Annotated in this window: 23 protein-coding genes; 9 read left to right on the top strand and 14 right to left on the bottom strand. The window is 58.3% G+C overall.

Translation table 11 applies throughout. The annotated features are described in order from the left end of the window. Positions 1–24: 24 nt before the first annotated feature. Positions 25–1,149 (top strand): glycine cleavage system aminomethyltransferase GcvT, encoded by a 1,125-nt coding sequence (gcvT, locus tag BMZ32_RS03355; RefSeq protein ID WP_090239573.1) that lies wholly within the window; start codon positions 25–27, stop codon positions 1,147–1,149. A gap of 63 nt (positions 1,150–1,212) precedes the next feature. On the opposite strand, the gene BMZ32_RS03360 is transcribed toward gcvT, so the two are convergent. Continuing rightward, complete coding sequence (locus BMZ32_RS03360; protein WP_090239575.1) at positions 1,213–2,343, bottom strand: M14 family metallopeptidase; 1,131 nt, start codon at positions 2,341–2,343, stop codon at positions 1,213–1,215. Between the two features lie 193 nt (positions 2,344–2,536). On the opposite strand from BMZ32_RS03360, the gene BMZ32_RS03365 reads away from it, so the two are divergent. Continuing rightward, positions 2,537–3,067: a tetratricopeptide repeat protein gene (locus BMZ32_RS03365; RefSeq protein ID WP_090239578.1), complete on the top strand. Its 531-nt coding sequence runs from the start codon at positions 2,537–2,539 to the stop codon at positions 3,065–3,067. An 8-nt stretch (positions 3,068–3,075) separates the two neighbouring features. On the opposite strand, the gene BMZ32_RS03370 is transcribed toward BMZ32_RS03365, so the two are convergent. Beyond that, positions 3,076–3,381 (bottom strand): hypothetical protein, encoded by a 306-nt coding sequence (locus tag BMZ32_RS03370; RefSeq protein WP_090239581.1) that lies wholly within the window; start codon positions 3,379–3,381, stop codon positions 3,076–3,078. Positions 3,382–3,451: 70 nt separating this feature from the next. Next, positions 3,452–4,447: a TerC family protein gene (locus BMZ32_RS03375; protein WP_090239585.1), complete on the bottom strand. Its 996-nt coding sequence runs from the start codon at positions 4,445–4,447 to the stop codon at positions 3,452–3,454. 615 nt (positions 4,448–5,062) lie between these two features. On the opposite strand from BMZ32_RS03375, the gene BMZ32_RS03380 reads away from it, so the two are divergent. Next, entirely contained in the window at positions 5,063–5,275 is a 213-nt protein-coding gene (locus tag BMZ32_RS03380) for a hypothetical protein (protein ID WP_090239587.1), read from the top strand. A 57-nt stretch (positions 5,276–5,332) separates the two neighbouring features. On the opposite strand, the gene BMZ32_RS03385 is transcribed toward BMZ32_RS03380, so the two are convergent. Then, the gene (locus BMZ32_RS03385; protein WP_090239589.1) at positions 5,333–6,835 is read right to left on the bottom strand and encodes a helicase HerA-like domain-containing protein; all 1,503 of its coding nucleotides are present in this window, start codon (positions 6,833–6,835) and stop codon (positions 5,333–5,335) included. A 129-nt stretch (positions 6,836–6,964) separates the two neighbouring features. Here BMZ32_RS03385 and BMZ32_RS03390 point away from each other — a divergent pair, with 129 nt between their 5' ends. Then, on the top strand, positions 6,965–8,842 hold the full coding sequence (locus BMZ32_RS03390; RefSeq protein WP_090239592.1) for a methyl-accepting chemotaxis protein: 1,878 nt from the start codon (positions 6,965–6,967) through the stop codon (positions 8,840–8,842). 75 nt (positions 8,843–8,917) lie between these two features. Here BMZ32_RS03390 and BMZ32_RS03395 read toward each other — a convergent pair whose 3' ends face one another. The 3 genes from BMZ32_RS03395 to purU are packed head-to-tail and all read right to left on the bottom strand — an operon-like array spanning position 8,918 to position 10,446. Further along, positions 8,918–9,097 (bottom strand): hypothetical protein, encoded by a 180-nt coding sequence (locus tag BMZ32_RS03395; protein ID WP_090239595.1) that lies wholly within the window; start codon positions 9,095–9,097, stop codon positions 8,918–8,920. 26 nt (positions 9,098–9,123) lie between these two features. Continuing rightward, positions 9,124–9,549: a CBS domain-containing protein gene (locus BMZ32_RS03400; protein ID WP_090239597.1), complete on the bottom strand. Its 426-nt coding sequence runs from the start codon at positions 9,547–9,549 to the stop codon at positions 9,124–9,126. A gap of 45 nt (positions 9,550–9,594) precedes the next feature. Further along, a complete protein-coding gene (purU, locus tag BMZ32_RS03405; protein WP_090239600.1) occupies positions 9,595–10,446 on the bottom strand; it encodes a formyltetrahydrofolate deformylase in 852 nt (283 codons plus the stop codon). 302 nt (positions 10,447–10,748) lie between these two features. Here purU and mvaT point away from each other — a divergent pair, with 302 nt between their 5' ends. Then, complete coding sequence (gene mvaT / locus BMZ32_RS03410; RefSeq protein ID WP_090239601.1) at positions 10,749–11,123, top strand: histone-like nucleoid-structuring protein MvaT; 375 nt, start codon at positions 10,749–10,751, stop codon at positions 11,121–11,123. Between the two features lie 172 nt (positions 11,124–11,295). Here the strand turns inward: mvaT and sbcB are convergent, their stop codons facing one another. After that, a complete protein-coding gene (gene sbcB, locus BMZ32_RS03415) occupies positions 11,296–12,726 on the bottom strand; it encodes an exodeoxyribonuclease I (RefSeq protein ID WP_090241529.1) in 1,431 nt (476 codons plus the stop codon). Positions 12,727–12,928: 202 nt separating this feature from the next. Between sbcB and BMZ32_RS03420 the strand changes: the two genes are divergently transcribed. Genes BMZ32_RS03420 through BMZ32_RS03435 form a run of 4 tightly spaced genes read left to right on the top strand, consistent with a single transcriptional unit; the run spans position 12,929 to position 17,436 of the window. Continuing rightward, a complete protein-coding gene (locus tag BMZ32_RS03420) occupies positions 12,929–13,651 on the top strand; it encodes an RDD family protein (RefSeq protein WP_090239604.1) in 723 nt (240 codons plus the stop codon). Further along, positions 13,648–14,628: a stage II sporulation protein M gene (locus BMZ32_RS03425; protein ID WP_090239606.1), complete on the top strand. Its 981-nt coding sequence runs from the start codon at positions 13,648–13,650 to the stop codon at positions 14,626–14,628. Before BMZ32_RS03420 ends, BMZ32_RS03425 begins: the two co-directional genes overlap by 4 nt. After that, positions 14,615–16,186, top strand: coding sequence for a DUF4129 domain-containing protein (locus tag BMZ32_RS03430; RefSeq protein WP_090239609.1), 1,572 nt, complete (start codon positions 14,615–14,617; stop codon positions 16,184–16,186). The genes BMZ32_RS03425 and BMZ32_RS03430 overlap by 14 nt, the downstream gene beginning before the upstream one ends. Then, positions 16,183–17,436, top strand: a complete 1,254-nt coding sequence (locus BMZ32_RS03435; RefSeq protein ID WP_090239612.1) for a DUF4350 domain-containing protein — start codon at positions 16,183–16,185, stop codon at positions 17,434–17,436. Before BMZ32_RS03430 ends, BMZ32_RS03435 begins: the two co-directional genes overlap by 4 nt. 190 nt (positions 17,437–17,626) lie before the next feature. On the opposite strand, the gene BMZ32_RS03440 is transcribed toward BMZ32_RS03435, so the two are convergent. From BMZ32_RS03440 to phnX, 6 genes are all read right to left on the bottom strand, one after another. After that, entirely contained in the window at positions 17,627–17,980 is a 354-nt protein-coding gene (locus BMZ32_RS03440) for a RidA family protein (protein ID WP_090239615.1), read from the bottom strand. Positions 17,981–18,358: 378 nt separating this feature from the next. Then, complete coding sequence (locus tag BMZ32_RS03445) at positions 18,359–19,750, bottom strand: FAD-dependent oxidoreductase (RefSeq protein WP_090239617.1); 1,392 nt, start codon at positions 19,748–19,750, stop codon at positions 18,359–18,361. Positions 19,751–19,796: 46 nt separating this feature from the next. Then, on the bottom strand, positions 19,797–20,144 hold the full coding sequence (locus BMZ32_RS03450; protein ID WP_090239620.1) for a RidA family protein: 348 nt from the start codon (positions 20,142–20,144) through the stop codon (positions 19,797–19,799). A gap of 360 nt (positions 20,145–20,504) precedes the next feature. Continuing rightward, on the bottom strand, positions 20,505–22,460 hold the full coding sequence (gene acs, locus BMZ32_RS03460; protein WP_090239625.1) for an acetate--CoA ligase: 1,956 nt from the start codon (positions 22,458–22,460) through the stop codon (positions 20,505–20,507). Between the two features lie 345 nt (positions 22,461–22,805). Next, complete coding sequence (exaC, locus tag BMZ32_RS03465) at positions 22,806–24,326, bottom strand: acetaldehyde dehydrogenase ExaC (RefSeq protein WP_090239627.1); 1,521 nt, start codon at positions 24,324–24,326, stop codon at positions 22,806–22,808. A 122-nt stretch (positions 24,327–24,448) separates the two neighbouring features. Continuing rightward, positions 24,449–25,276, bottom strand: a complete 828-nt coding sequence (phnX, locus tag BMZ32_RS03470; protein WP_090239630.1) for a phosphonoacetaldehyde hydrolase — start codon at positions 25,274–25,276, stop codon at positions 24,449–24,451. Between the last annotated feature and the right edge of the window lie 42 nt (positions 25,277–25,318).

The raw sequence follows: 25,318 nt of genomic DNA on the forward strand, positions 1-25,318 counted from the left end.
CACGCACCCTGACGGAGAAATTGCATGACCAGCGAAACCTTGGCGAAAACCCCGCTACATGCCCTGCACATCGAACTCGGCGCCCGCATGGTGCCTTTCGCCGGTTATGACATGCCGGTGCAGTACCCACTGGGCGTGATGAAAGAACACCTGCACACCCGCGAGCAGGCGGGCCTGTTCGACGTGTCGCACATGGGCCAGATCGTGCTGCGCGGTGCCAATTCCGCCAAAGCACTGGAAACCTTGGTGCCAGTGGACATCATTGATCTGCCGGTAGGCATGCAGCGCTACGCCATGTTCACCGATGAAAACGGCGGCATCCTCGACGATCTGATGGTCGCCAATCTGGGTGACGACACCCTGTTCTTGGTGGTCAACGCCGGGTGCAAGCACCAGGACCTGGCGCACCTGCAGCAGCACATCGGCGACCAGTGCGAGATCGAAAACCTGTTCGAAGAGCGTGCCCTGCTCGCCCTGCAAGGCCCGAAAGCCGTCGACGTCCTCGCGCGCCTGGCGCCGGAAGTGGCGCAAATGACTTTTATGCAATTCGCCCCTGTGCGCTTGCTGGGTGTGGATTGCTACGTCAGCCGTTCCGGCTACACCGGTGAAGACGGTTTCGAGATTTCGGTACCTGCTGAGCACACTGAAATGCTGGCTCGCAGCCTGCTCGCCGAGCCCGAAGTCGAGGCCATCGGCCTGGGTGCACGCGACTCGCTACGCCTGGAAGCCGGCCTGTGCCTGTATGGCCACGACATGAGCACCAGCGTCACGCCGATCGAAGCCAGCCTGCTGTGGGCCATGTCCAAGCCGCGCCGCGCCGACGGCGCACGTGCCGGTGGCTTCCCAGGGGCCGCGCGCATCTTCGCCCAGCAACAGGAAGGCGTCGCCAGCAAGCGCGTAGGTCTGCTACCGCAGGAGCGGGTGCCAGTGCGTGAAGGCGCAGAAATTGTCGACGCTGAAGGCACTGTGATCGGCACCGTCAGCAGCGGTGGCTTCGGCCCGAGCCTTGGCGCACCGGTGGCCATGGGTTATGTGCAGAACAGCCATATCGCCCTGGATACCGAGCTATGGGCCATGGTGCGCGGCAAACGCGTGGCCATGAAAGTCGCTAAAACCCCGTTCGTGCCACAACGCTACTACCGCGGCTAACGCCTGCCCCACTGCGCCCGCCATCCCGGCGGCGCAGAGGGACTGCGGCATCACCCCAAACGACTAACGCAACTGCCCGACCATCGCCGCGGCAGCGCTCAACACATCCTTGCCCAGCTGCTTGGATCGCTCGCCGTTCCAGCCCGTTTGCGGGTTAGGCCGATCATCGTGATCCTTGAACGGCATTTCGATGGTGAAGGCCAGGCAATCAAACTCCAGCCCTACCGCATTACAAGCCAGGGTGGTATTGGCCTGCCCGGGCGCATCCAGCGGGTAACCGTAAGCCGTCTGGAACTCAGCGCCGATCGCCATCAACTGATCACGAAACTGCTTATCCAGCGTGGCCAAGCGCGGACTAAATCCAGGGTTCCCCTCACAGCCGGCGGCAAACACATGGGGTATTTCCTCATCACCATGGATATCGAGAAACAGATCAACCCCCACCGCGCGCATCTGCTGCTGGACGAAGTACACCTCGGGGCTGTCTGCATCACTGGCTGACTGCCAGGCACGGTTGAGATCGCGGCCAGCGAGGTTGGTACGCAGGTGACCGCGGAAGGCTCCGTCTGGGTTCATGTTCGGCACCAGGTACAGTTCAGCCTGCGCCAGCAAGGCGTTCAGCTCGGTATCATCATGCTGCTGCAAGCGCTCCAGCAACCCTTCCATAAACCATTCAGCCATGTGCTCGCCAGGATGCTGTTGGGCGATCAGCCAGATCTTGCGCGACGCCTGCGGGTTGCGGCTGATGCGCAGCAACTCGATGGCGCGGCCTTCAAGGCTTCGCCCGGTAGCGAATATCTCAGCCCCCGCAAGACGCTGCGCGTCGTCAACCAGTTGCGTATGGCGGGCACGGCTGTAAGGCTCGAAGTAGGCAAACCAGACCTGCGGCTGCTCAGGCGAGAGCTCAAAATTGAGCGCGCCGCCTTCAAAGCGACTGGGCACACGAAACCAGTTACGCTGGTCGTAGGATGCCATCGTGTGATAACCCGCCCAGGCGTTTTTATAAGACGATTGCCCGGCATTGTTCAGGCTGAACCCGCAACGCTGGCCTGGTTGCAGGCCATCGACCTTAAAGTGGAACCACTGGAAGTGGTCGCTGTTAAGGTCAGGACGAATCGCCAGCACAACCTTTTGCGGATTACTGGCGTCGATGACCTCGATATTGCCGCTGTCGAAGTTGGAACTGATCTGCATGGCTACCTCGAAGGCTGGTGATTGACCGCTGCATTGAAGAATCGCAGCTCTGCCTGACAAGCGAAACGCTGAAGGCGACAAACTGATACGGATTCGACTCTGCCGCATCACAGACTGCAAACCCGGCCGGAGCAACTTACTGTCTCACGCAGAGTCTGCTCATCGGACACCCCAAAACAGGAGATGCGCACGCATGGCTATTGGTTACCCTCACGCGGCATGGCTTGGCTTACTGTTGATGCTCGGCGGCTGCGCCAGCTCGCCCCACGACAACTCACCCAGCGCACCCGACAAAGTGGAGTCGGCTCAAGCCGAAACCCGTGCCATACCCGCGGATCTTCAGCGCCAGGCCAACCGCGGCGATCTCGATAGCCAGTTCCAACTGGGTAGCCTGTATTTTGTCAGGCAACCAAAAGACCTCAAACAAGCCGAGCACTGGTGGAAACTGGCCGCCGATAAGGGCCATGCGCTGGCAGCGGTCAGCCTGGCCTTTTTGTATACCGGCCGCGATAACCCGGAGCTAAACAATCCACCACTGATGCTCAAGTATCTGAATCAGTCCGCTGCAGGGGGCAACCCGATGGCCCAGCACATTCTCGGCAACCTCTACCTCAAAGGCGAACAGGGTGTGCCGCATGACCCACGCCAAGCCAGGGCATTATTCCTCAGTGCCTGCCAACAGAATTATACGGCCAGTTGCGAGGCTCTTAATCAGAACCCCTGAAGCAGGTTTTAGGTTTCGATCGCCGCCTCATCAATAGGCACCGCCGACTCGTCAGGCGGCTGCAACGGTTGTTGCAGGTCGTCCTGCGGTTCGTCTTCAACAGGTTTGCCCAGCCACTTATTGGCTGACTGCTGCACCTCGTCCACCTGTTTATTGAACTCCTTCAGGGTGCCATCGACCGCCTCGCGCGCGACATCCTGCACCGCCTGCTCAGCCTTCTCGGCCAGTTTCTGCGCCGATTGCTCAGCAGCGTCACAACCCACCAAACCAATCAGTACAAGACCCAGCACACCTACTTGCATCGATTTACGCATCACGGTCTCCCTTAACAGCCGCTACCGGCCTGATCTGTGGCAGCGGCCCAGTGGCCACTGCCTTGATAACTCATACCTGCTGGTCAGCCTCTGGTCGATCGTTGCGGGTTTTCCACAACGACAGCAGCACGCCACCCAGCAACAGCCCCAGCGTCACGCTTAGCGAAATTACAGCCGGTATCTTGCCGATAATGCCCACTAGGAAAATCTTGCTGCCGATAAATACCAGCACCAGCGCCAGGGCGTATTTGAGGTAGGCAAAGCGATGGATCATCGCCGCCAGCGCAAAATACAGGGCGCGCAGGCCGAGAATGGCGAAGATGTTCGAGGTGTAGACAATGAACGGATCTTGGGTGATGGCGAAAATCGCCGGCACACTGTCCACCGCGAATACCAGGTCGGCACACTCGATCAGTACCAGTGCCAGAAACAAGGGTGTCGCCCAGATTACGGACTGGCCAGTGGCATCCGGCTGACGCACAAAGAAGCGTCCTTCATGCAGGCCGTCAGTCACCCGCATGCGTTTACGCAGGAACTTCACCAGCACGTTATCGCTTAAGTCCGGGTGGTCATCGACCTTACTGAAGAGCATCTTCACGCCGGTCAGCAACAGAAAGGCGCCAAACAGGTAGAGAATCCAACTGAACTCAGCGATCAATGCGGCGCCTAAGCCGATCATAATCGCGCGCAGCACGATCACTCCGAGGATGCCCCAGAACAGCACTTCATGTTGGTACTTACGCGGGATGGCGAGGAAGCTGAAGATCATCGCCATCAGGAAGACGTTGTCCATCGACAACGATTTTTCGATCAGAAAGCCGGTGTAGAAGTCCATCCCGGCATCACCGCCTTTGACCTGCCAGACCCAAAGGCCGAACAGCAAACCGGCGCTAATATAACCGGCTGACAACAACAGGCTTTCGCGCACGCCGATTTCACGGTGCTCACGGTGCAACACCCCGAGATCGAAGACCAACAGGCTGATAACGATGCTGATGAAAACAAGCCACAACCAGGTGGCTGTACCGAGAAACTCGGCCATGAAAAACGGTTCTAGGGCAGTCATGAGCCCCTCCTCTTAGTGTCGAAGTTGTACAAACTGCAACTCCGACATGGCAGCGGGTAGCTGTCAGAGGGGCCCGGCGTTGCGGGCGCAAATGTAGAGAGGCGCGAGGTTTTCCTCAACAAGCCAGCGGTTGCAAGGTATTTCAAAGCCCCGAGCGGCAACTGACCTGCTGTTTGAGTAAGTAACCTAGCTGTGGGCCGAGAATAGGCGCACAGTAAGCGTGCAATAGATTATTGCCTACCTGCGGGGTATTCGAAGTCCAAACCATAAGGCCGTGCAGAACCCCCACAGAGCCACCATGCATAACTTAGACTATCAAGTATCAGCTTATTTGTAGGGCTATAGGATTAGACGCTCCTATCGGCCGAGGCCGCGCTAAAGCCATGCAGAGTAGACATTTAGCTTGGCTTCGCCATAATTACAGGGTGCGCACTAACCGTGCTAAAGCGGGTCAATATAGACAGCGCTAGCGAGTTGATATAAATCGGTAATAGTCCTTGAACCTATTCAAGCCGTTTAAATAAGCGCGCACATTGAAACTGTTTGGCCGCATCAAATGTTCAGGCACTTGCCTGACATTCAGCCAACATTCCGCTCAAGACCAAAGGTAATTACGTGACGAAAGACGAACTGCGCGCCGAACTCGAGCGCCAGGCGCAGCGTTACAAGGATGTATACGGCGGGGAAGTGATTACCTACGCCGCTCAACCGGATCCCGAGCGCAAGCCGTGGCGCAAGAAGGCTAACCTTCTCGACCAAGCGTTTGATAAAGAGCTGGCAAAGATCGAAAAAGAACTGCAAGCCAAGGCCGACGAAGCGTCTGGCTGACGCCCGTCGTCCTGGCAGCAAACCACGCGGCCATCCCTCATCGAGATGGCCTCTGCCTCAACGCCGCTTACCGCCCATTAACGACCCCAACAGCCCACGCACCAGCTGCCGGCCGATCTGATTGGCCGCTTGACGTAGGGTCGCTTTCATTACTTGGCTGGCCAGGCCGCCAAACAACTCACCGGCTGCGCCCGCGATACCACCTTCCGCCTCGGCTTTCTTACCGCCTGAAGCTGCTTTACTTTGCTCAACCTGTTGCGCAGCCGCCTGCTCGGCGCGTGCGCTCAACAGCTCATACGCCGACTCACGATCAATGGGTTTATCGTAGCGCCCTCGCAATGGCGACTGGGCAATCAAGGCCGCGCGCTCAGCCTCACTCAACGGCCCAATCCGTGACTGCGGTGGCGCAACCGCCACACGCTGCACCATGGCCGGCGTGCCTTTAGCTTCCATCGTGCCGACCAGCGCCTCTCCAATACCCAGCTCAGTCAGTACCGCTAACGTGTCGATCGCAGGGTTAGGGCGAAAGCCATCAGCTACCGCGCGCAGCGACTTCTGCTCTTTGGTGGTAAAGGCGCGCAAGCCGTGCTGAATACGCAGGCCCAGCTGCGCCAATACATCATCCGGTAAATCACCCGGCGACTGGGTCACGAAGTACACACCCACCCCTTTCGAACGAATCAGCCGCACCACCTGCTCAAGACGCTCCTGCAACGCCTTCGGCGTATCGGCAAACAACAAGTGCGCCTCATCGAAGAACAACGCCAGTAGCGGCTTGTCGGCATCGCCGCGCTCCGGCAGCTGCTCAAATAACTCGGCCAGCAACCAGAGCAAGAAGGTCGCGTAGACCTTAGGGGCTTCATGCACCAAACGGCTGGCATCGAGCAGATGGATGCGCCCACGACCATCGCCATCAGGCTGCAAAATATCTTCAAGTTGCAGCGCTGGCTCGCCAAACAGTGCTTCAGCGCCTTGCTGTTCCAGGCCCGCTAATTTGCGCAGTAGGGCTTGTGATGAGGCCGAGGTAAACAGCGCGCTATCGTCGCCGAGCACCTCGGGGTGGCTCTTTAGGTGCGCCAGCAATGCTTTGAGGTCTTTCAGGTCAAGCAACAGCAGCCCTTCGCGATCCGCCACCTTGAACGCGGCATAGAGCGCGGCCTGCTGGCTAGCAGTCAGTTCCAGCAGCGCGCCCAGCAACAAAGGCCCCATCTCACTGAGCGTGGTGCGCAGCGGGTGACCGCTTTGGCCGTGCACATCCCACAGGGTGACTGGGTAGGCCATTGGCTGATGATTGAGCCAGGGCATGCTGGCAATTCGTTCAGCCACCTTGCCTTGCGGCGCACCCGCAGCGCCCAGGCCGCAGAGATCACCTTTGACATCAGCGGCGAACACGGCAATCCCGGCATCACTGAAGGTCTCAATCAGTCGTTGCAGCGTCACCGTTTTACCGGTCCCCGTGGCACCGGCAATCAGCCCATGCCGGTTTGCCAAGCGCAGCGCCTGACCAACCGGCTGCCCATCCAAACCCGCCCCCACAACAAACTGCCCGGATTCCGCCATCTTGCCATCCCCGTGGTTAAAGCTTTACTGCAATAAGACCGACACAATGATCATTGCCGCACCGACGGCTCCGCTTTTCCATCAAGTCAGCACCAGACTGATGCCCGACATTACCGGACGCAAGAAGCCATGACTAATAACCTGAAGTTTAGCCACAAGATTCTGCTTGCTGCCTCACTGGTGGTGATCGCGGCATTCTCGCTATTCACCCTGTACAACGATTACCTGCAGCGCAACGCCATCCAGAACGATCTAGAGAACTATCTGCAAGAGATGGGTGATGTCACTGCAAGCAATATTTCCAACTGGCTGTCGGGCCGCATCCTGCTAGTGGAAAGCGCAGCACAATCGGTTGCCCGCGATGACTCGCCCGATCAAGTGGCAGGCTTATTGGAGCAGCGCGCACTGAGTTCGACTTTTAGTACGACCTACTTAGGCAGTGAAAACGGCAGCTTTGTCATCAGGCCCGATGTACCCATGCCCGCCGATTTCGATCCGCGCGTCAGGCCTTGGTACAAGGGCGCTGAAGCAACCGGTGGTACTACGCTCACGGAACCCTACATTGACGCTGCCACGGGCGGACTGATCATCACCATCGCCACCCCGGCCAAGTCCGCTGGCGTAGTCGGCGGCGATCTGAGCCTGCAGACACTGACAGACATCATCAACTCGCTGAGCTTCGACGGTATGGGCTACGCGTTTCTGGTCAGCTCAGACGGCAAGATCCTGGTCCACCCGGACAAGTCACTGGTGATGAAGAACCTGAGTGACGTCTACCCGAAAAACACCCCGCGCATCAGCAGCGACTTCAGCGAGGCACAACTCGATGGCAGTCAGCGCATCCTGACGTTTGCACCGGTAAAAGGCCTGCCTTCAGTGAACTGGCATATTGGCCTGTCCATCGACAAGGCCAAAGCCTATGCAATGCTCAGTGAATTCCGTACTTCTGCAATCATTGCAACTGTCATCGCGGTGGTGCTGATCATGCTGCTGCTGAGCATGCTGATTAGCGTGCTGATGCAACCACTGAACGTCATGGGTAAAGCCATGGAGGACATTGCCCAGGGCGAAGGCGACCTGACTAAGCGCCTAAGCATCCAATCCAATGACGAATTTGGTCGTTTGGCCAGCGCGTTCAACCAATTTGTTGAACGCATCCATAGTTCAATCCGCGAAGTGTCGTCGGCCACCAGCCAGGTCAACGAAGTGGCCAAACTGGTGGTCGGCGCCTCCAACTCGTCGATGATCAACTCCGACGAACAGGCCAGCCGTACCAACAGCGTCGCGGCGGCGATCAACGAACTGGGCGCCGCCGCCCAGGAGATCGCGCGCAATGCGGCCGATGCCTCCAATCAAGCCTCCGACGCGCGTCATCTGGCCGAAGACGGTCGCCAGGTCGTTGAAAAAACCATACGCGCAATGAATGAGCTGTCGGGCAAGATCAGTGCGTCTTGCAGCAACATCGAAACCCTCAACAGCAAGACCGTAAATATCGGGCAGATTCTTGAGGTGATCAAAAGCATCTCCCAGCAAACCAACCTGCTCGCTCTTAACGCCGCCATTGAAGCGGCGCGCGCAGGCGAGGCCGGCCGTGGCTTCGCCGTGGTAGCCGACGAAGTCCGCAACCTGGCTCACCGCACCCAGGAGTCCGCGCAGGAAATCGAGAAGATGATCGAAGAGCTGCAAGTCGGCTCCCGTGAGTCGGTCACCACCATGACCGAAAGCCAGCGCTACAGCGAAGAGAGCGTTGAGATTGCCAACCAGGCCGGCGCGCGCCTAAGCAGCGTGACCGAACGCATCGGCGAGATCGATGGCATGAACCAGTCGGTGGCCACCGCGACCGAGGAGCAGACGTCAGTAATCGAATCACTCAACGTCGACATCACCGAAATCAACACCCTCAACCAGGAAGGCGTGGAAAACCTCAACGCCACCCTACGCGCCTGCGGAGATTTGGAGCAACAAGCCAGCCGTCTCAAGCACTTGGTCGATAGTTTCCGCATTTAAGATGCTTGCTGCGATCGCGTCGGCCCTTCAGCGTTAAAACAAACGGGGCGCTCAATGAGCGCCCCGTTTTTATTTCTACTTATCGCTGTCTGTTGGCGACTGTTCATCTTGCTGCAATTTTCGCCACAACTCGGCTGCGTCAGCAAAGTCAGTACCGTCCTCAGGGGTCAGTGCCTGCGGGTCATAACGCTGCGTACAACCCTCTCCCAACACAGGCGGCGCGCTGGATGTTCCACGTGTGAGTGGATCGCTCATAAAACCTCCAACGGTTATGCTCGCACTCAGTTTACCGCCTGGTGACCTTCGTCATGCTGGGCGAACTCTTTAACCGCACGCAGCACATCGCTACGGCTGACTTGGCCGATCAGGTGACCATTTTCAACTACAGGTAAGCGACGACGCCGACCGCGCAAGAAGCGCTCGGAGATTTCAATTATATCCGCCTCAGGCGAGATCACTTCGACCTCGGTCGTCATATAAGCGCTGACATTGCCCCCCGTCGCTTCGTAATAAGCGCCGGAAAGGATGCCGCGCAAACAATCACCCTCCGACAGCAACCCCACCAGATGGCCTTGCCCATCAACCACCGGAGCGCCGGATATACGGTGCTCAAGTAACCGATTGATCGCAGTGAACAAGTTCATTTCAGGACGAAAAGTCACCAAATGGCGGGTCATGTAGTCACGAACTTTGATTGACTTAAGCATCTGTAAACTCCTTGGTCTGCGCTGAACCGAAGCGCCGCATGCACGTCAGTCGAACACTACCGTCTTGTTGTCGTGCACCAGCACTCGATCTTCTAAGTGATAGCGTAGACCACGCGACAGCACCATCTTCTCGACATCCTTGCCCAAGCGCACCATCTCTTCGATGCTGTCGCGGTGGCTGACGCGCACCACGTCTTGCTCGATGATCGGCCCCGCGTCCAGTTCCTCGGTGACATAGTGCGAGGTCGCACCGATCAGCTTGACCCCACGCAACGACGCCTGGTGATAAGGCTTAGCCCCGACAAACGACGGCAGAAAGCTGTGGTGAATGTTGATGACACGCTGCGAGAACTCCGCACACAGTTGCGCAGGGAGAATTTGCATATAGCGCGCCAGCACAATCACGTCAGCCTCATGGGCCTTTACCAAGCGCTCGACTTCATCGAAGGCTGGCTGTTTGTCTTCCGGGTTAACCGGTACGTGGAAGAACGGAATGCCATGCCACTCGACCATGCTGCGCAAGTCATTGTGATTAGAAATCACACACGGAATCTCGCAATCCAGTTCATTGCTATGCCAGCGGTGCAACAAATCAGCTAGGCAGTGGGATTCACGGCTGGCCATCAACACCACACGTTTCTTCTGCGCCGAATCGGTAACCCGCCACTCCATGGAGAACTCGCGGGCAATTGGCGAAAAAGCTTGGCGGAAACCATCCAAATCAAACGGCAGCGAGTCGGCGCGAATCTCGTGACGCATAAAGAACCAACCGCTCTGGTTATCCGAGTGATGACTCGCTTCGGTAATCCAACCGTTATAGGTGGCCAGAAAGTTACTGACCTTGGCCACGATCCCTACCCGGTCTGGGCAGGCAATAACTAATCGAAAAGTACGCATCAACGGCTCCAGCACTCAAATAAAGTCGGCCATTCTAGTCACTGCACGCGAAAACTGCAGTACTCAAACAGCCCGCCCGAGGCTAACGTGCGGCGAACCTGTCCGTAGCGGCAACCAAACTAGAACACACACGGTAAAAACACCTCACCCAATATAGCCAGACGCACAACAAGCAAAATACCCAAAAAGTTACTTAACAATACAATTCATAAAAAATACTCACAAAGCGGTTTACTTGTGAAAAGTGCCTGACTACTATTGATCTCACTTAATCGTAATTCCCTAATACAGGCTCGCCCTACATGTCGCTCATCAACGAATACCGCGCAACCGAAGAAGCCATCAAAGAACTGCAAGATCGCCTGAAGAACATGTCGCAGGACGACAAGCTGCAAAAAGAATTGGAATTTGAAGGCAAGCTGCGTGCATTGATGGGTGAATACCAGAAGTCGTTGCGCGACATCATTGCAATGCTCGACCCAGACGCCAAAAGCAGCAAAGTTATCCGCACAGGCAAAACCACTGGTACCAAACGTGCCCGTAAAGTTAAGCAGTACAAAAACCCCAACACTGGCGATGTGATTGAAACCAAAGGTGGCAACCACAAAACGCTGAAAGAGTGGAAGGCCAAGTGGGGCGGCGACGTCGTAGAAAGCTGGGTCACTCTGCTGGACTAAGCCAACGCATAAGCAGCAACATGAAATAAAAACGCCAGCATTGCTGGCGTTTTTTATGGCTGGTCATCCGCACCAGCCAGCTCGCGGTCCTTCGCTACACGCCCATAATAATTACTGCCGATACATTTATGGGCGCTATGTCTTCTGACAATGCAGCATTTAGCCTTATTGATTACAAGGCATATAACTGACGCAGACGCTCTGCATGCGCCTGCCACTCCAGCAGCACCGCTTGCTGCCCAGCAGCCGCGCTGGCAAACACCTCCGCAACTGCCTGCTCGAACTGCTCAAGGGTATTGGGTGCGCCGTATTCGGAACGACTCAGACGTTGTTGGCAAAACAAACGCCAGCGCTGCTGCTCTTCAGTATTCAGAGTTGCTGCAAAATTGCGCGCCCGGTAACGAAACAGCAACTCGGGTAACCGCGCATCATCAAAGGGCCAAATCGCCTCACCCAAATGCTGCGGATCAGCACGGCGTATCTGTTCGCACAAACGACGATCACGGTCACCCATAAAACCATCGTAGAGCTGTTGTTCTGGATCTTGATTGGCCGCGAATGACTCTTCAGCATAAATCTGCACCAGCTTGTCCTGCCAAAGAGCAGACTTAGCCTTTAATTGCTCGGCTTGCGCCTGATACGCCGGAATATCGAGTTGCAGACGTTGAATATCCTGCGCTCGCAATACGTTCATCGGCGCAACCACCGGGCAACGGTTGATATGCAGCAACTTCAGCGGTACCGGCAGCTCACCCTCGGCTAATTGATCACGACGGGTATAAAGACGCGTGCGTAATGTCTCAGCGGTCTCATTGAGGAGCGGCGTAATATCCGCCTGCAGGTCACACACGATCAACGCGTTACGATTACGCGGGTGCCAGGCCAAGGGCAATACCACTGCCAGATAATGCCGCGCGCCGGCGTAACGGCCGGAAATATGCACCAAGGGTTGTAATAAACGTACTTGCTCTTGCACCCGTTGTTTGCTGCGCAGTTGATAGAGATAGTCATACAGTTTGGGCTGCTTGCTACGCAGTAACCGCGCCAAGGCAATAGTGGCGCGCACATCGGACAAGGCATCATGGGCCTGACCATGCTCAATGCCATTAGCGGCAGTCAGACGCTCCAATTTCAGCGTTACCTGCCCGCCCTCTTCCGGCCAGACGATACCGTCCGGCCGCAAGGCATAAGCCGTACGTACCACGTCGATCAGATCCCAACGGCTATTACCGCCCTGCCACTCACGGCCATAGGGGTCATAGAAGTTGCGGTACAAGCTATAGCGCGTCACTTCATCATCGAAACGCAAACTGTTGTAACCCACTCCGCAGGTGCCTGGTTGCGATAGCTCGGCATGCACGCGGTGCATAAACTCGGCTTCATCCAGACCATGCTGCGCCAACGTGCTGGGCGTAATCCCGGTCACCAGGCACGCCGCTGGATGCGGCAGGATGTCGTCGCTGGGCTGGCAGTAGATATTCAGCGGCTCATCGATTTCATTGAGCTGTTCATCGGTGCGAATCCCGGCCACCTGCAACGGTCGGTCGCGGCGCGGGTCAATCCCGGTGGTTTCGTAGTCGTACCAAAAGAGGCTGGCGGTCACAATAACGTCCTGATGCTGAGGCGCTGGCAAGTCTAGCACCCTGATGCCAGGCGCATCCCCTGACCACTTATCCGCCACCTGAACTGCCGCATAGCCCACTAATTGCCGATAAATGCCCTGCTGCACGGACTCTTGTGGCGGAGTCGGTTGCGTCACTGCCTGCTGCTGGCTAGCATCGGGCTTTCCTCGACGCAGTCTGCCAATGTCGCCCACGCCTCCCTCTGCTTCAGCCGCCGCCCGCCCGCTACTGGATACCCGCTATAAAGTGGAAACGCCGGAAGGTATTGACCTGATCCTGCGCCCAGCGGGTTTAGTGCCGCGCGCGTTGGCGTTCAGTATTGACCTGCTGATTCGCGGTGCGCTGCTCGGTGCATTGTTTGCCGCGCTGGCGCTGCTCGGCCAGTTCGGCATGGGCCTGGGTACTATCCTGCTGTTCCTCGTGACCTGGTGGTACATGGTGTTGTTTGAAGTGCTCAACCAAGGCCGATCACCCGGCAAGCAATTGATGGGGCTGCGAGTGATTCATGATGACGGCACACCGATTGGCTGGGCCGCCTCGCTGACCCGTAACCTGCTGCGTTTTGTCGATATCCTGCCGTTCGGCTACACATTGGGCATTCTGAGTTGCCTTAATCACCCAGCCTTCAAGCGCTTGGGCGACATCGCCGCCGGCACCTTGGTGGTTTATCGCGATAACGCCCCAGCCAGCCCCGAGCTACCGCAAGCCGAAGCCCTGCGTGCGCCGTTCAGCATGAGCTTGGACGAACAACGCGCCCTGCTCAGCTTTGCCGAGCGCGCACAGAGCCTTTCCGGTGCGCGCAGGGAAGAACTGGCGAGTATTCTTGCCGAGACGTTGCAGGTGCCCGCCGCTCAGGCTGAACAACAGATCCACGGCATTGCCCGTGGACTTTTAGGCCCGACATGAAACAGAGCTTGTTTGAAAACCAGCACCAAGCCGACTGGCAGGCGTTCAGCACCCAACTTGAGGCGCTTGAGCGCGGCAAAGCCGACAGCCAGCAGTGCAACAACTTTGCGGCGGCTTATCGGCGCCTTTGCCAGCAACTCGCGTTGGCGCAGAGCCGTGGTTACAGCAGCCTCCTCGTTGAGCAACTGCAACAACTGGCTATGCGTGGCCATCAGCAGTTCTATCGTCATCGCAGCCCACTCGGCGGTCAGTTGCTCGGCTTTATCCTGGCCGGCTTTCCGCGCCTGGTCAGGGCCGAATGGCGCTTCGTCGTCGCAGGTTGTCTGCTGTTCTTCGGCAGTCTATTGTTGATGGGGACACTGGTGTACCACTTCCCCGATTTGGTCTACGGCGTGATGGGCCCCGACCAGGTCGCCGACATGGAGAAAATGTACGACCCCGACGCCCGACGCATCGGCCGTTTCAGCGAGCGCGATTCCGGCGATGACTGGATGATGTTCGGCTACTACATCATGAACAACATCGGCATTGCCTTTCAGACCTTTGCCAGCGGCCTGCTGTTTGGCCTGGGCAGCCTGTTCTTTTTGCTATTCAACGGCCTGATGATTGGCGCGGTAGCCGGCCATTTAACCCAGATCGGCTATGGCGAAACCTTCTGGTCGTTCGTCGTCGGCCATGGCGCCTTCGAGCTCACTGCCATTGCCCTGGCCGGGGCCGCCGGACTAAAAATCGGCTGGGCACTGCTCGTACCCGGCCGACTGCCACGCGGTGAAGCCTTGCGCGTAGCCGCCGGCAGTAGCGTTCGACTGGTTGGTGGCGTCATCATATTTCTACTGCTGGCTGCCTTTATTGAGGCGTACTGGTCATCCATGAGCCTAGCCAGGCCGGCCATCAAATACGCCGTCGGCGGCGCGTTGTGGTTGCTGGTGCTGGCTTATCTACTGCTAGCCGGTCGAGGTGCACATGCGCCTGACTGACGCCAGTGTGGTGATTCGTCCACGCAGCGCCTGGGAAGCCATTGATCTTGGCGTGCTGCTGGCCAAGCAACACGCTGGCCTGTTGATGCTCAGCTGGGCGCTGGTGACCCTGCCGATCTTTGCCCTGCTGTGTCTACTGCTATGGGATTACCCTAGCATCGCCCTGCTGATTTTCTGGTGGCTCAAGCCGGCCTATGAGCGCCTGCCGCTGTATATCCTTTCGCACGCTTTGTTTGGTGCCAAGCCGAGCCTCAAGCAGGCGCTTAAAGCCCTGCCCGGCCTGCTCAAACCGCAGTTACTGGCCAGCCTGACCTGGCGTAGGTTAAGCCCCACACGCAGCTTCGACATGCCAGTCATGCAGCTTGAAGGCCTGTCTGGCAAGGCCCGCAGCCAACGCCTGATTGCTCTCGGCCAGCGCGGCGCGAAAGGCGCAAACTGGCTGACCATCGTCGGCATGCACCTGGAGATGGCCCTGTGGTTCGGCATCATCAGCCTGTTTTACATGCTGCTGCCTGCGCAGGTTGAGCTGAACTGGAGCTGGGACAGCTTGATCAAAGCCGCGGCCGGCGAGTGGTTATGGCTGGAGCACCTGTCCAACCTGCTTTATGTCCTGCTGCTGATTCTCTGGGAACCGATTTACGTGGCCTGCGGTTTCACCCTGTACCTGAATCGTCGTACTGCCCTGGAAGCCTGGGATATCGAGCTGGTATTCCGCCGATTACGCCAGCGCCTGACTGGCGTGGCCTATACCCTGCTGCTCAGTTGCTTCCTGCTGTTGGCGCAGCTGCCAAGCAATGCTATGGCAGCCGCCAGCAGCAGCTCGCTGCCGATTGAAGACCCCATAGGGCCACAGGCTGAACGCCTACTCAAACAACCACTGAGCAGTCGCGAAGCACAGCAGAGCATCACTCAACTACTCGATCAACCGCCCTTCGAACACCGCGAAACAGTCACCCGCTGGCGTTTCGGTGACGAAGCCAAGGAGCCCAGCGCAGCAGACGCCAAGGCCCTAAGTGAGCTATTGAAGAATTTTTTCACACTCGCCGAACTGTGGAAAAGCATCGATGCCGTGGCGTTATTTTTCGAAGTGCTGCTGTGGGCGATGCTGTTCGGCCTGATAGCTTGGCTGTTGTGGCGCTATCGCGACTGGCTGAGCACCTTTGCTGGGCGCATACGCTTGCCGCAACGGCAGCACTACCAGCCGCCAGAACAGCTATTCGGCCTGGAGCTAGCACCACAGAGTTTGCCAGCGGATATCCCCGGCGAAGTTGAACGGTTGTGGGATGAACAACCACGCGCGGCTCTCGGCCTGCTCTACCGGGCCTTACTCAGCCGCCTGCTGCACGAACAACGCTTACCGCTGCAGAGCGCGCACACCGAAGCCGAGGTGTTGCAGTTAGTACAAGCACTTGAGCGCAAGGAGCTGAGCCAATTCAGTCAGGGCCTGACCCATCACTGGCAGAACCTCGCCTACGGTCATCGGTTACCACCAGCGGCGCTCAAACAAAGCCTGTGCAGCGCTTGGCGCCGCCTGTTTGAGCAAGGGGTGCAGGTATGAGTCGGCGCTTGCAATTTGCACTTGGCGCCGGCCTGCTCCTGCTGTTTGGCGTGCTTGGCATCTTCCTGCTGGGCAAACTCACGCCTTATCCGGAAACCCTCGAGCACGGCCCCTCACCCGAGGCGCAGGCGAACCCTTACCTGGCCGCCGAAACGTTTTTGCGCAAACAGGGCCTGCAGGTACAGCGTGCCGATGGCCTGAGCATCATCAACGACCTGCCTAGCGTGGGGCAAACCTTGTTGCTGCTCGGTGACCGTAACCGCATGACGCCCAAGCAGGCCGAACGTCTACTGGCCTGGGCGGGTAACGGTGGGCATCTGTTGTTCGTGGCCGAACGGCTGTGGGATGAAAAACAAGGCAAGAGCGGCGACCTGCTGCTCGACAGCTTGGGTATCCAGCAGTATCAGGCTGAACAACTCGACGACGAAGAACACGATGCGGCAGAAAAGCAAGAACCCACCGACAGTCCGCGCGACGACGAGCCGCAACCTGTGGCCATCGCTGACGATGAAGCCCAGGCCGCGACAGACGAAAAGAGCAGGTACCCAGAGCTGACCCAGCTTTATCTAGAAAATGAAGACGCGCCTGCCTACTTCAACTTCGACACCGACTTCCACCTCTATGATGCCGAGAACCGCGCCCACGCTTGGGCCAACAGCGATGCGGCCACGCATTTGCTGCAGCTCTACCATGGCGAAGGCCTGGTCAGCGTGGTCAGCGACAGCTGGATCTGGCAGAACCAAAGCATCGGCGAATACGACAACGCCTGGCTGCTCTGGTACATGACCCAAGACAGCCAGGTCACGCTGCTCTACCGCGCCGACCGCGATGACCTACTGAGCCTATTGTTTGAACACTTCCCGCAGGCGCTGGTTGCCTTGGGGCTGTTGCTGACATTTGGGTTGTGGCACCTGGGCATGCGCCAGGGCCCGCTGCTGTTACCCGCCAGCCGACATCGCCGGCAGCTGCAGGAACACCTGCGCGGCAGCGCCGACTTCCTGCTGCGCCACAACGGTCAACAAAGCCTACTGCAAGGCTTACAACAGGACATAAAGCGCCGCGCCCGCCATCGCCACCCCGGCTTTGAACGCCTCGCAGTCGCCGAACAATGGCAGGTGCTCAGCCGTCTGACGCGCCAGCCATCCAGCGTTATCAGTCAAGCCATGCGGCCGTCGCCCAAGCAGCGCCTGGGCGCCGTCGAATTCACCCGCCAGGTCGCCAACCTGCAAGCCCTCAGGAATGCCCTATGATCAGGCACCCTAAAAGAGTTAGATCAATATGCTAGGTGCTGTTCCCGTTTCACATGGGTCGCCAAGGAAAACACAGCCAATTGCTACAACACATTCGTAATTTCTCTGAGCTTGATGAGACCGTCGCTATCTTGCTCTGAAAGTTGAGCAGGTCAGAAAGTGAATAAGAACCTGCGCGCCGCAAATTAAATTACGGAGAAATGGCTGCGATCACCGAGATCTCTACAAGCAACTCTGGACTGGCCATCTTGGCCTCGACACAGGCACGCGCAGGGGCGAAGCCTGACGGAACCCAGCTATCCCAGACGCTATTCATTTCGGCGAACAGGCTCATATCTTTGAGATAGATGGTTGCGGAAAGGATGTGCTCGCGACTGCTACCGACCGACTCCAGCAGTGCGTCGACCTTGGCCAGCATGGTGCGTGTTTGCTCATCAATACCGGCGCTACGATCTTCTGCGACCTGGCCGCATAAATAGGCGGTCTGGTTATGTACGACGACTCGGCTCATCCGCGCGGCTGTTTCATATCGTTTGATGCTCATGAGATTCCTTTGCTAAATCAGCGTGATGTGGAAAGTTATTGTTTCTAAGTGCCCTCAACTAGCGAAGCCAGCTCCCCCAGTGATCGCTGGTTTAATGGGTGAGCGAACACTGTAATAGCCCACCTCATCGAAGTCGGCTTGCCGTTCCGCAATGATCAGCTGAGCTGACCGTGAGGACCGACTTTCGCCTGTTGTAGCTGGCAGAGTTAGATCAAAAGCAGGAAATCGCACAAAGCAGATATTCATCCTGATGATCGCTAGATTTCGATGAGATTACACGCCAGTGATGAGCGCGCTTCGGCTAACTCTAAACGAACCATGGCTATGCCGCTGAGTTGCGCGGAAAGTGATGGCACGAATCGTCTGCAACCGAGACTGCTAACCCTTATCCGCTTTGCCGGCCGCCGCGGCAAATTTCGCCAAGTTGATGTCCAGCAAGCGTGGCCGTCTGCCGTGGTCTTCGGCCTGTTCCTTGCGGCGAACAGCGTTACGCACCATCAGCGAGCCGAGATAGCGAATGGGTTCTGGCGGAAAATAACCGAGCGGGCCATTAAGCAAGGGCGAGCGTGTCCACTCGTTGTCCAGACCCAGCACCATCGAAGAAAGAATCTGCCCGCCCATGTGGCAGGGGCCGACGCCGCTTCCCGAGTAGCCAAAGCCATAGAAAATATTGCTGGCCTGCTCCAACCGACCAAAGAACGGTAAGCCAGTGACCGAACGATCCGAGGGTCCGTTCCAGGTTGACTCGATGCCGACGCCCTCGAAAGCCGGGAAGAAATCGATCAGGGTCTTGCGTAGCAAGCCCTCGTAGGGCGACGGCTGGTCAAATACCGGCAGCATGCGCCCGCCATAGGCGAAGGTATTGCCTCCTTTGCCGAGCATGATTCGGCCATCCGGGGTGTTGTGGTAGTAGTGCACGAAGATCCGTGAGTCGAGGACCGTCACGCCGCTGGTCAGGCCGATCTTCTTCAGTAGATCCGGGCGTGGCTCGGTGATGATCATGTCACTGGAAACGATCGCCACGCTGCGTTCGAACTGCGGGAAGGTGCTCGCCATCCAGGCGTTAATCGCCAGCACAACGCGACCCGCCTTGACCTGCCCATTGGCGGTGACCACAGTGGCCGGCTGACCCTCGTTGAGCTTGATCATGGGCGTGCCTTCATACAGGCGCACGCCTAGAGCTAGGGCCACTCGGCGCAGGCCGCGTACCAGCTTACCGGGTTGCACACTGGCCGCCGCCGGCGAGAACCAACCTTCCAGGTGTTTATTGGATCCGGCCAAGCGCTGCACATCGGCCAGTGGGCGCCTGCTGAACGAGTTGATGCCGTTGCGCTCCAGCGCAGCGATAACTCCGTCGGTGGCGCCGACCTGAGCGAGGTTGGTCGCGGTATAGAGCGTGCCGTCGAGGCGGTAGTCAGCATCCACGCCGTACTTCTGGCAGAAATCACCGATGGCATAGATGCTCTGTTCCGAGGCTTTGACTAGGCGGATGGCTTCCTCCACCCCGAACAGACGCTCTAGGGTGAAGTACTTGGCCGACCAGGACAGCGCGCAGCCGCCGTTCCGGCCGCTGGCACCGGCCCCGCAAATGTCGGCCTCGATGATGACCACATCGAGTTCGGGGTTCTGCTCCTTGAGCATGATCGCCGTCCACAAGCCGGTATAACCGCCACCGACGATGCAGACATCGGCCTGGGTGTCCTGCTGCAGTGGTGCGCAAGGGGCAGAGGTGTCTTCTTGCAGTGCTCGGTCGAGCCAGTAGGGTCTCATCGCGAGGCCTCCGAATGGTTAGGTTGTAAGCGTGTCGTGAGCTTGATCAGCGCCCGGCAACCACGATCATTTCCACTCGCCAGTCCGGGTTGATCAGTTCGGCCAACGTGCAGGCGCGAGTCGGCGCATGGCCTTCTGGGAAGAAGCCGTCCCAGGCCCGGTTAAGTCCTGCATAGTCAGCCCTGTCAGCCAGCAGAATGCGTACCGAGAGCACCCGGCTGAGGTTGCTGCCGACACTGAGCAGCATCGCCTCAATATTGCCGAGGATCTCGCGGGTCTGGGCTTCGATGTCGCCCTGGGTGTTTGCGGCGACCTGGCCCCCGATGTACAGGGTGTTGTCGTGCAGCACCATATCGGAGCGGCGCGCAGAGGTTTCAAAGCGTTCGATATTCATGATTTCTTCCAGTGCTGTCAGGTGGCCGGCGAGGCGTGAGGCGCACAGTTATAGAAGCAAGTTGAAGCGAATAAGAAAAATCGATTTATCGTATTTCATAAATAAGCTGAGGCTGTTTATTGCGGCCTGGCAGGTTGCCGAGCTGACGCTTCTCGGAGGGGTGAAAAAAGTCTTACGGGTTTCCGCCGATGCCTGGCGAACGCAGCGTCCCTAGCAGCCCTCGAGCTTGCACCCGCTTGGTCTCTGAGCTTGGAGCACCTGCCCGGCAACACGCTGGGCGACTCCACAGCTGATTAAATGAGAAACAAAAAGACCCCGCTCGCAAGTTGCTGGGCGGGGTCTGGTTGGCCCTAACGTCGGTCAGGCGACGTTCATGGTTCTGTGCGTATCAATCAAATGAATAACCACCTCTGGATCCGCCAAGGTGGAGATGTCCCCCAACCCGTCGTATTCCGCCGCGGCTATCTTGCGCAGGATGCGCCGCATGATTTTGCCCGAGCGGGTCTTCGGCAAGCCCGGTGCCCACTGGATAACATCTGGCGAGGCAATCGGCCCAATCTCTTTGCGTACCCAGTTTTTCAGTTCTAGGCGTAATTGCTCACTCGGCGCCTCGCCACCAATCAGGGTGACGTAGACATAGATGCCCTGCCCTTTGATGTCATGCGGTACACCCACCACCGCCGCTTCGGCGACCTTCGGATGGGCCACCATTGCGTTTTCGATCTCGGCGGTGCCCATGCGGTGCCCAGACACGTTGAGCACGTCGTCGACACGCCCGGTAATCCAGTAATAGCCATCCTCGTCGCGGCGCGCACCGTCGCCGCTGAAGTACATGCCCTTGAAGGTTTTGAAGTAGGTGTCGACGAAGCGATCGTGATCGCGATAGAGAGTGCGCGCCTGGCCCGGCCAGGAGTCGATGATCACCAGGTTGCCTTCGGCGGCCCCTTCCAACAGGTTGCCCATGTTGTCCACTAGCGCGGGCTGCACGCCGAAAAATGGACGGGTTGCCGAGCCTGGCTTGAGCGCGGTCGCGCCCGGGAGCGGGCTGATCATGATGCCGCCGGTTTCGGTCTGCCACCAGGTGTCAACGATCGGGCAGCGGGATTGGCCGACGTTCTTGTAATACCAGTCCCAGGCTTGCGGGTTGATCGGTTCACCCACCGAACCCAACAGGCGCAGGCTGCTGCCGTCGGCACCATCAACGGCGGCGGTGCCCGACGCCATCATGGCGCGGATTGCCGTTGGGGCGGTGTAGAGGATGTTGACCTTGTGCTTGTCGACGACCTTGGCGACGCGGGTGATATCCGGGTAGTTGGGCACGCCCTCGAACAGCAACGTAGTCGCGCCGTTAGCCAGCGGGCCATAGACGATGTAACTGTGCCCCGTGACCCAGCCGACGTCAGCGGTGCACCAATACACCTCACCCGGCTGGTAGTCGAATACCCGCTCATGGGTTAGCGCGGCATACAGCAGGTAGCCGGCGCTGGTGTGCTGCACGCCTTTGGGCTTGCCGGTGGAGCCGGAGGTGTACAGGATGAACAACGCTTCCTCGGCCCCCATCTCTTTCGGAGCGCAAACGCTACCGGCCACGTTCATCAAGTCCTCGTACCAAATGTCGCGATGCGGGTTCCACTTGATCTCACCACCGGTGCGCTGGCACACGATGACTTTCTGGACACTGCTGGTTTCCGGGTTGGTCAGTGCGTCATCGACGTTGGTTTTGAGCGGGATTTTCTTGCCCGCACGAATGCCCTCGTCGGCAGTGATCACCACTTTGGATTTGCAGTCGATAATTCGGCCCGCCAAAGCTTCCGGCGAGAAACCACCGAATACCACTGAGTGGATCGCGCCGATGCGGGCACAGGCGAGCATCGCCACTACCGCTTGCGGAATCATCGGCATGTAAATGGTCACTACGTCGCCACGGTGCACATCTTGGCCGCGCAGGGCATTGGCGAACTTACACACGTGCTCGTGCAGTTCGCGGTAGGTGATGTTCTGGTGCTCGGACGGATCATCACCCTCCCAGATGATCGCCAGCTGGTCGCCACGCGCTTCCAAGTGCCGATCCAGGCAGTTGTAGGAAACGTTCAACGTGCCGTCGGCGAACCACTTTATATCGACGTGGTGATCGTCAAATGAGGTCTGCTTGACCTTGGTGAACGGTTTGATCCAGTCGAGGCGCTGAGCCTGCTCACGCCAGAAACCGTCCGGGTTGACGATCGACTGCTGGTACATGGTTTTATACGTCGCCTCGTCAGTCAGCGTATTGAGCAAAACCTCGGGGCGAACGGAATACGGAGAAGTCGCACTCATCTTTAATACCTAGCTGGAATAATTGTTTTTGTATGCGCTGGACCAAACTGTCGTGGCGCTTAGGCAACCTGGCATTGTCAGAACCACGTCGTGCAAACCGCCGATAGCGGTGTTTGCAACGGCCAGTACGCAACAGCGAGGTCAACGCCTGAAACGGCCGAGAAAACACCTTACTGAGTGAGTGGCGGATGAGGTCCGCGAGGCAAAGCGCGTACCTCACCAGCACCCCAAACGATACCGCGACCTGACATACCCGCGCGCCGCTTCGAGAGCGACGCGGGTTCATGGCTGGCGGCAATCCAGAGAAGCCACTGACGCCGACGACGCCTGCCGTCGGGCTAGTTCTTAGAAGAAGCCCAGCGGGTTGATGTCGTAGCTGACCAGCAGGTTTTTAGTTTGCTGATAATGGTCGAGCATCATCTTGTGGGTCTCGCGACCAACACCAGACTTCTTGTACCCGCCGAACGCGGCGTGCGCCGGGTACAGGTGATAGCAGTTGGTCCACACCCGACCTGCCTTGATCGCCCGACCCATGCGGTAGGCACGGTTGATGTCGCGGGTCCACAGGCCAGCGCCAAGGCCGAACTCGGTGTCGTTAGCGATGGCCAGGGCTTCGGCTTCGTCCTTGAAGGTCGTCACGCTGACCACTGGGCCGAAGATCTCTTCCTGGAATACGCGCATTTTATTGTTGCCCTTGAGCAGGGTCGGCTGGATGTAATAACCACTGGCCAGGTTACCCTCCAAGCGCTCCACGGCGCCGCCGGTGAGCAGCTCGGCGCCTTCCTGCTGGGCGATTTCTAGGTAGCTCAAGATTTTGTCGAACTGCTGCTCGGACGCCTGGGCGCCGACCATGGTTTCGGTGTCCAGTGGGTCGCCACGTTTGATCTGCTTGATCTTCTTCATGACCTCAGCCATGAACGCCGGGTAGATGGACTCCTGCACCAGCGCCCGCGACGGGCAGGTACACACTTCACCTTGGTTGAAGAAGGCCAGGACCAAACCTTCGGCGGCCTTCTCGATGAACTGAGGCTCGGCGCTCATGATGTCTTCGAAGAAGATGTTCGGCGATTTACCGCCCAGCTCGACGGTGCTCGGGATGATGTTTTCGGCCGCGCATTTCAAGATGTGCGAACCCACCGGGGTGGAACCGGTGAACGCGATTTTGGCGATGCGCTTGCTGGTGGCCAGGGCTTCGCCGGCTTCGCGGCCATAACCCTGGACGATATTCAGTACGCCCGGTGGCAGCAGGTCGCCAACCAATTCGGCGAACAACGTAATCGACAGCGGCGTCTGCTCGGCCGGCTTGAGGATCACGCAGTTACCGGCGGCCAGGGCCGGGGCAAGTTTCCAGGAGGCCATCAGCAGTGGGAAGTTCCACGGAATGATCTGCCCAACCACGCCCAGCGGCTCGTGGAAGTGGTAAGCGGCGGTGTGCTCGTTGATTTCGGCGGCGCTGCCTTCTTGGGCGCGGATGCAACCGGCGTAATAGCGGAAGTGGTCAACGGCCAGCGGTACGTCGGCGTTCAGCGTCTCGCGCACAGCCTTACCGTTGTCCCAGGTTTCAGCGACGGCCAGCAGTTCAAGGTTAGCCTCGATGCGGTCGGCAATTTTCAACAATGCCAGCGAACGATCCTGCACCGAGGTCTTGCCCCAGGCATCGGCCGCGGCGTGGGCAGCGTCCAGCGCCAGCTCGATATCTTCAGCACTGGAGCGGGGGAATTCGCCGATCACCGAGGCATCCACCGGGCTGGTGTTGGTGAAGTACAGGCCATTGACTGGGGCGACAAACTCGCCACCTATAAAATTACCGTAGCGCGGCTTTAGGTTAATAAGTGCGCCTGGTGTACCGGGTTTGGGGTAAATCATGGTGGACGACCTCTCGGAGTAATCGGGGGCGCTGGCCGGCCATTTTGATGGTCGCGACCGCGCTAGAGAAGATGTGCAAAACAGGCGGCGCGAGTGGCCTCTGCGGCTCCCGCGCGCCTGGGTTAGGCGCCCTGCGGAGTTTCACCGCGCTTGAGGCGAGCGTTGATGTCTTCAAGTACTGCCGGGAGATCATTGATGGTGTCGATCAGGTAATGCGGGCGTGAGGGCTCGAACATCTGGCCGATGCGGGCGCGCTCCTGTGCCAGTTTCTCTTCCGGTAGGGCGCGGAACTGTTCGTACGTGAGGCCAAGTGCGTTGCCGGAGCAGGTCAGGGCTACGGTCCACATGCCGGCGCTACGGCCTTCAAGAATGCCTGGCCAGGTGTCGTCGACCTTGACGCAAGCGGCGACGTCGCTGATGCCTAGGGCGATCACGTTAGCCAGGGCCTGAGCCGGGTGCGGACGGCCGTTGGGGACTTCATCGGTCGCGACAACGTGGTCGGCAACATAGCCATTACGCTCGGCCAACTGCACCACCTTCTCCATGACCACGGCCGGGTAGCCAGAGCAGGAGCCAACTTTCAGGCCTGTTTTACGCAGAGCAGTGATGGTCTCCAGGGCGCCGGGAATCAGAGCCGAATGCACGGCGATTTTCTCGATTTGCAGCGGCATAAAGCGCTCGTAGAGGGCTGTGACATCTTCGTCGGTAGGCAGTCGGCCGAAAGCGGCGCGGTAACGCTCGGCGATCTGCGGCTCATTGCACAGGGTGCGAATATGGTCCCACTTACCCATGCCCATCGGGCCGCGGGCTTCAGCCAGGCTGACCTCGACGCCGAATTCGGCGAAGGCCTCAACGAAAATCTGGGTCGGCGCGAAGGAGCCGAAGTCGACGACCGTACCGGCCCAGTCGAGGATGATGGCTTGCAGTTGGTCGGGGGTTTGGTAGTTCATGTGAGTAACTCCAATTAATTGCCGAAAGAGGGCGAGTGGTTA

This window comes from Pseudomonas guineae, from assembly GCF_900113745.1.
GTDB classification, from domain to species: domain Bacteria; phylum Pseudomonadota; class Gammaproteobacteria; order Pseudomonadales; family Pseudomonadaceae; genus Aquipseudomonas; species Aquipseudomonas guineae.

What these genes read in the sequence shown, in the direction of transcription:
- BMZ32_RS03360 (WP_090239575.1), bottom strand. Translation starts at nt 2,343, where the DNA reads ATGCAGATCAGTTCCAACTTCGACAGCGGCAATATCGAGGTCATCGAC.
- BMZ32_RS03390 (WP_090239592.1), top strand. Translation starts at nt 6,965, where the DNA reads ATGACTAATAACCTGAAGTTTAGCCACAAGATTCTGCTTGCTGCCTCA.
- exaC (WP_090239627.1), bottom strand. Translation starts at nt 24,326, where the DNA reads ATGATTTACCCCAAACCCGGTACACCAGGCGCACTTATTAACCTAAAG.
- BMZ32_RS03395 (WP_090239595.1), bottom strand. Translation starts at nt 9,097, where the DNA reads ATGAGCGATCCACTCACACGTGGAACATCCAGCGCGCCGCCTGTGTTG.
- BMZ32_RS03430 (WP_090239609.1), top strand. Translation starts at nt 14,615, where the DNA reads ATGCGCCTGACTGACGCCAGTGTGGTGATTCGTCCACGCAGCGCCTGG.
- gcvT (WP_090239573.1), top strand. Translation starts at nt 25, where the DNA reads ATGACCAGCGAAACCTTGGCGAAAACCCCGCTACATGCCCTGCACATC.
- BMZ32_RS03450 (WP_090239620.1), bottom strand. Translation starts at nt 20,144, where the DNA reads ATGAATATCGAACGCTTTGAAACCTCTGCGCGCCGCTCCGATATGGTG.
- BMZ32_RS03370 (WP_090239581.1), bottom strand. Translation starts at nt 3,381, where the DNA reads ATGCGTAAATCGATGCAAGTAGGTGTGCTGGGTCTTGTACTGATTGGT.
- BMZ32_RS03435 (WP_090239612.1), top strand. Translation starts at nt 16,183, where the DNA reads ATGAGTCGGCGCTTGCAATTTGCACTTGGCGCCGGCCTGCTCCTGCTG.
- mvaT (WP_090239601.1), top strand. Translation starts at nt 10,749, where the DNA reads ATGTCGCTCATCAACGAATACCGCGCAACCGAAGAAGCCATCAAAGAA.
- BMZ32_RS03445 (WP_090239617.1), bottom strand. Translation starts at nt 19,750, where the DNA reads ATGAGACCCTACTGGCTCGACCGAGCACTGCAAGAAGACACCTCTGCC.
- BMZ32_RS03425 (WP_090239606.1), top strand. Translation starts at nt 13,648, where the DNA reads ATGAAACAGAGCTTGTTTGAAAACCAGCACCAAGCCGACTGGCAGGCG.
- purU (WP_090239600.1), bottom strand. Translation starts at nt 10,446, where the DNA reads ATGCGTACTTTTCGATTAGTTATTGCCTGCCCAGACCGGGTAGGGATC.
- BMZ32_RS03375 (WP_090239585.1), bottom strand. Translation starts at nt 4,447, where the DNA reads ATGACTGCCCTAGAACCGTTTTTCATGGCCGAGTTTCTCGGTACAGCC.
- phnX (WP_090239630.1), bottom strand. Translation starts at nt 25,276, where the DNA reads ATGAACTACCAAACCCCCGACCAACTGCAAGCCATCATCCTCGACTGG.
- BMZ32_RS03420 (WP_090239604.1), top strand. Translation starts at nt 12,929, where the DNA reads ATGTCGCCCACGCCTCCCTCTGCTTCAGCCGCCGCCCGCCCGCTACTG.
- BMZ32_RS03365 (WP_090239578.1), top strand. Translation starts at nt 2,537, where the DNA reads ATGGCTATTGGTTACCCTCACGCGGCATGGCTTGGCTTACTGTTGATG.
- BMZ32_RS03400 (WP_090239597.1), bottom strand. Translation starts at nt 9,549, where the DNA reads ATGCTTAAGTCAATCAAAGTTCGTGACTACATGACCCGCCATTTGGTG.
- BMZ32_RS03440 (WP_090239615.1), bottom strand. Translation starts at nt 17,980, where the DNA reads ATGAGCATCAAACGATATGAAACAGCCGCGCGGATGAGCCGAGTCGTC.
- BMZ32_RS03385 (WP_090239589.1), bottom strand. Translation starts at nt 6,835, where the DNA reads ATGGCGGAATCCGGGCAGTTTGTTGTGGGGGCGGGTTTGGATGGGCAG.
- acs (WP_090239625.1), bottom strand. Translation starts at nt 22,460, where the DNA reads ATGAGTGCGACTTCTCCGTATTCCGTTCGCCCCGAGGTTTTGCTCAAT.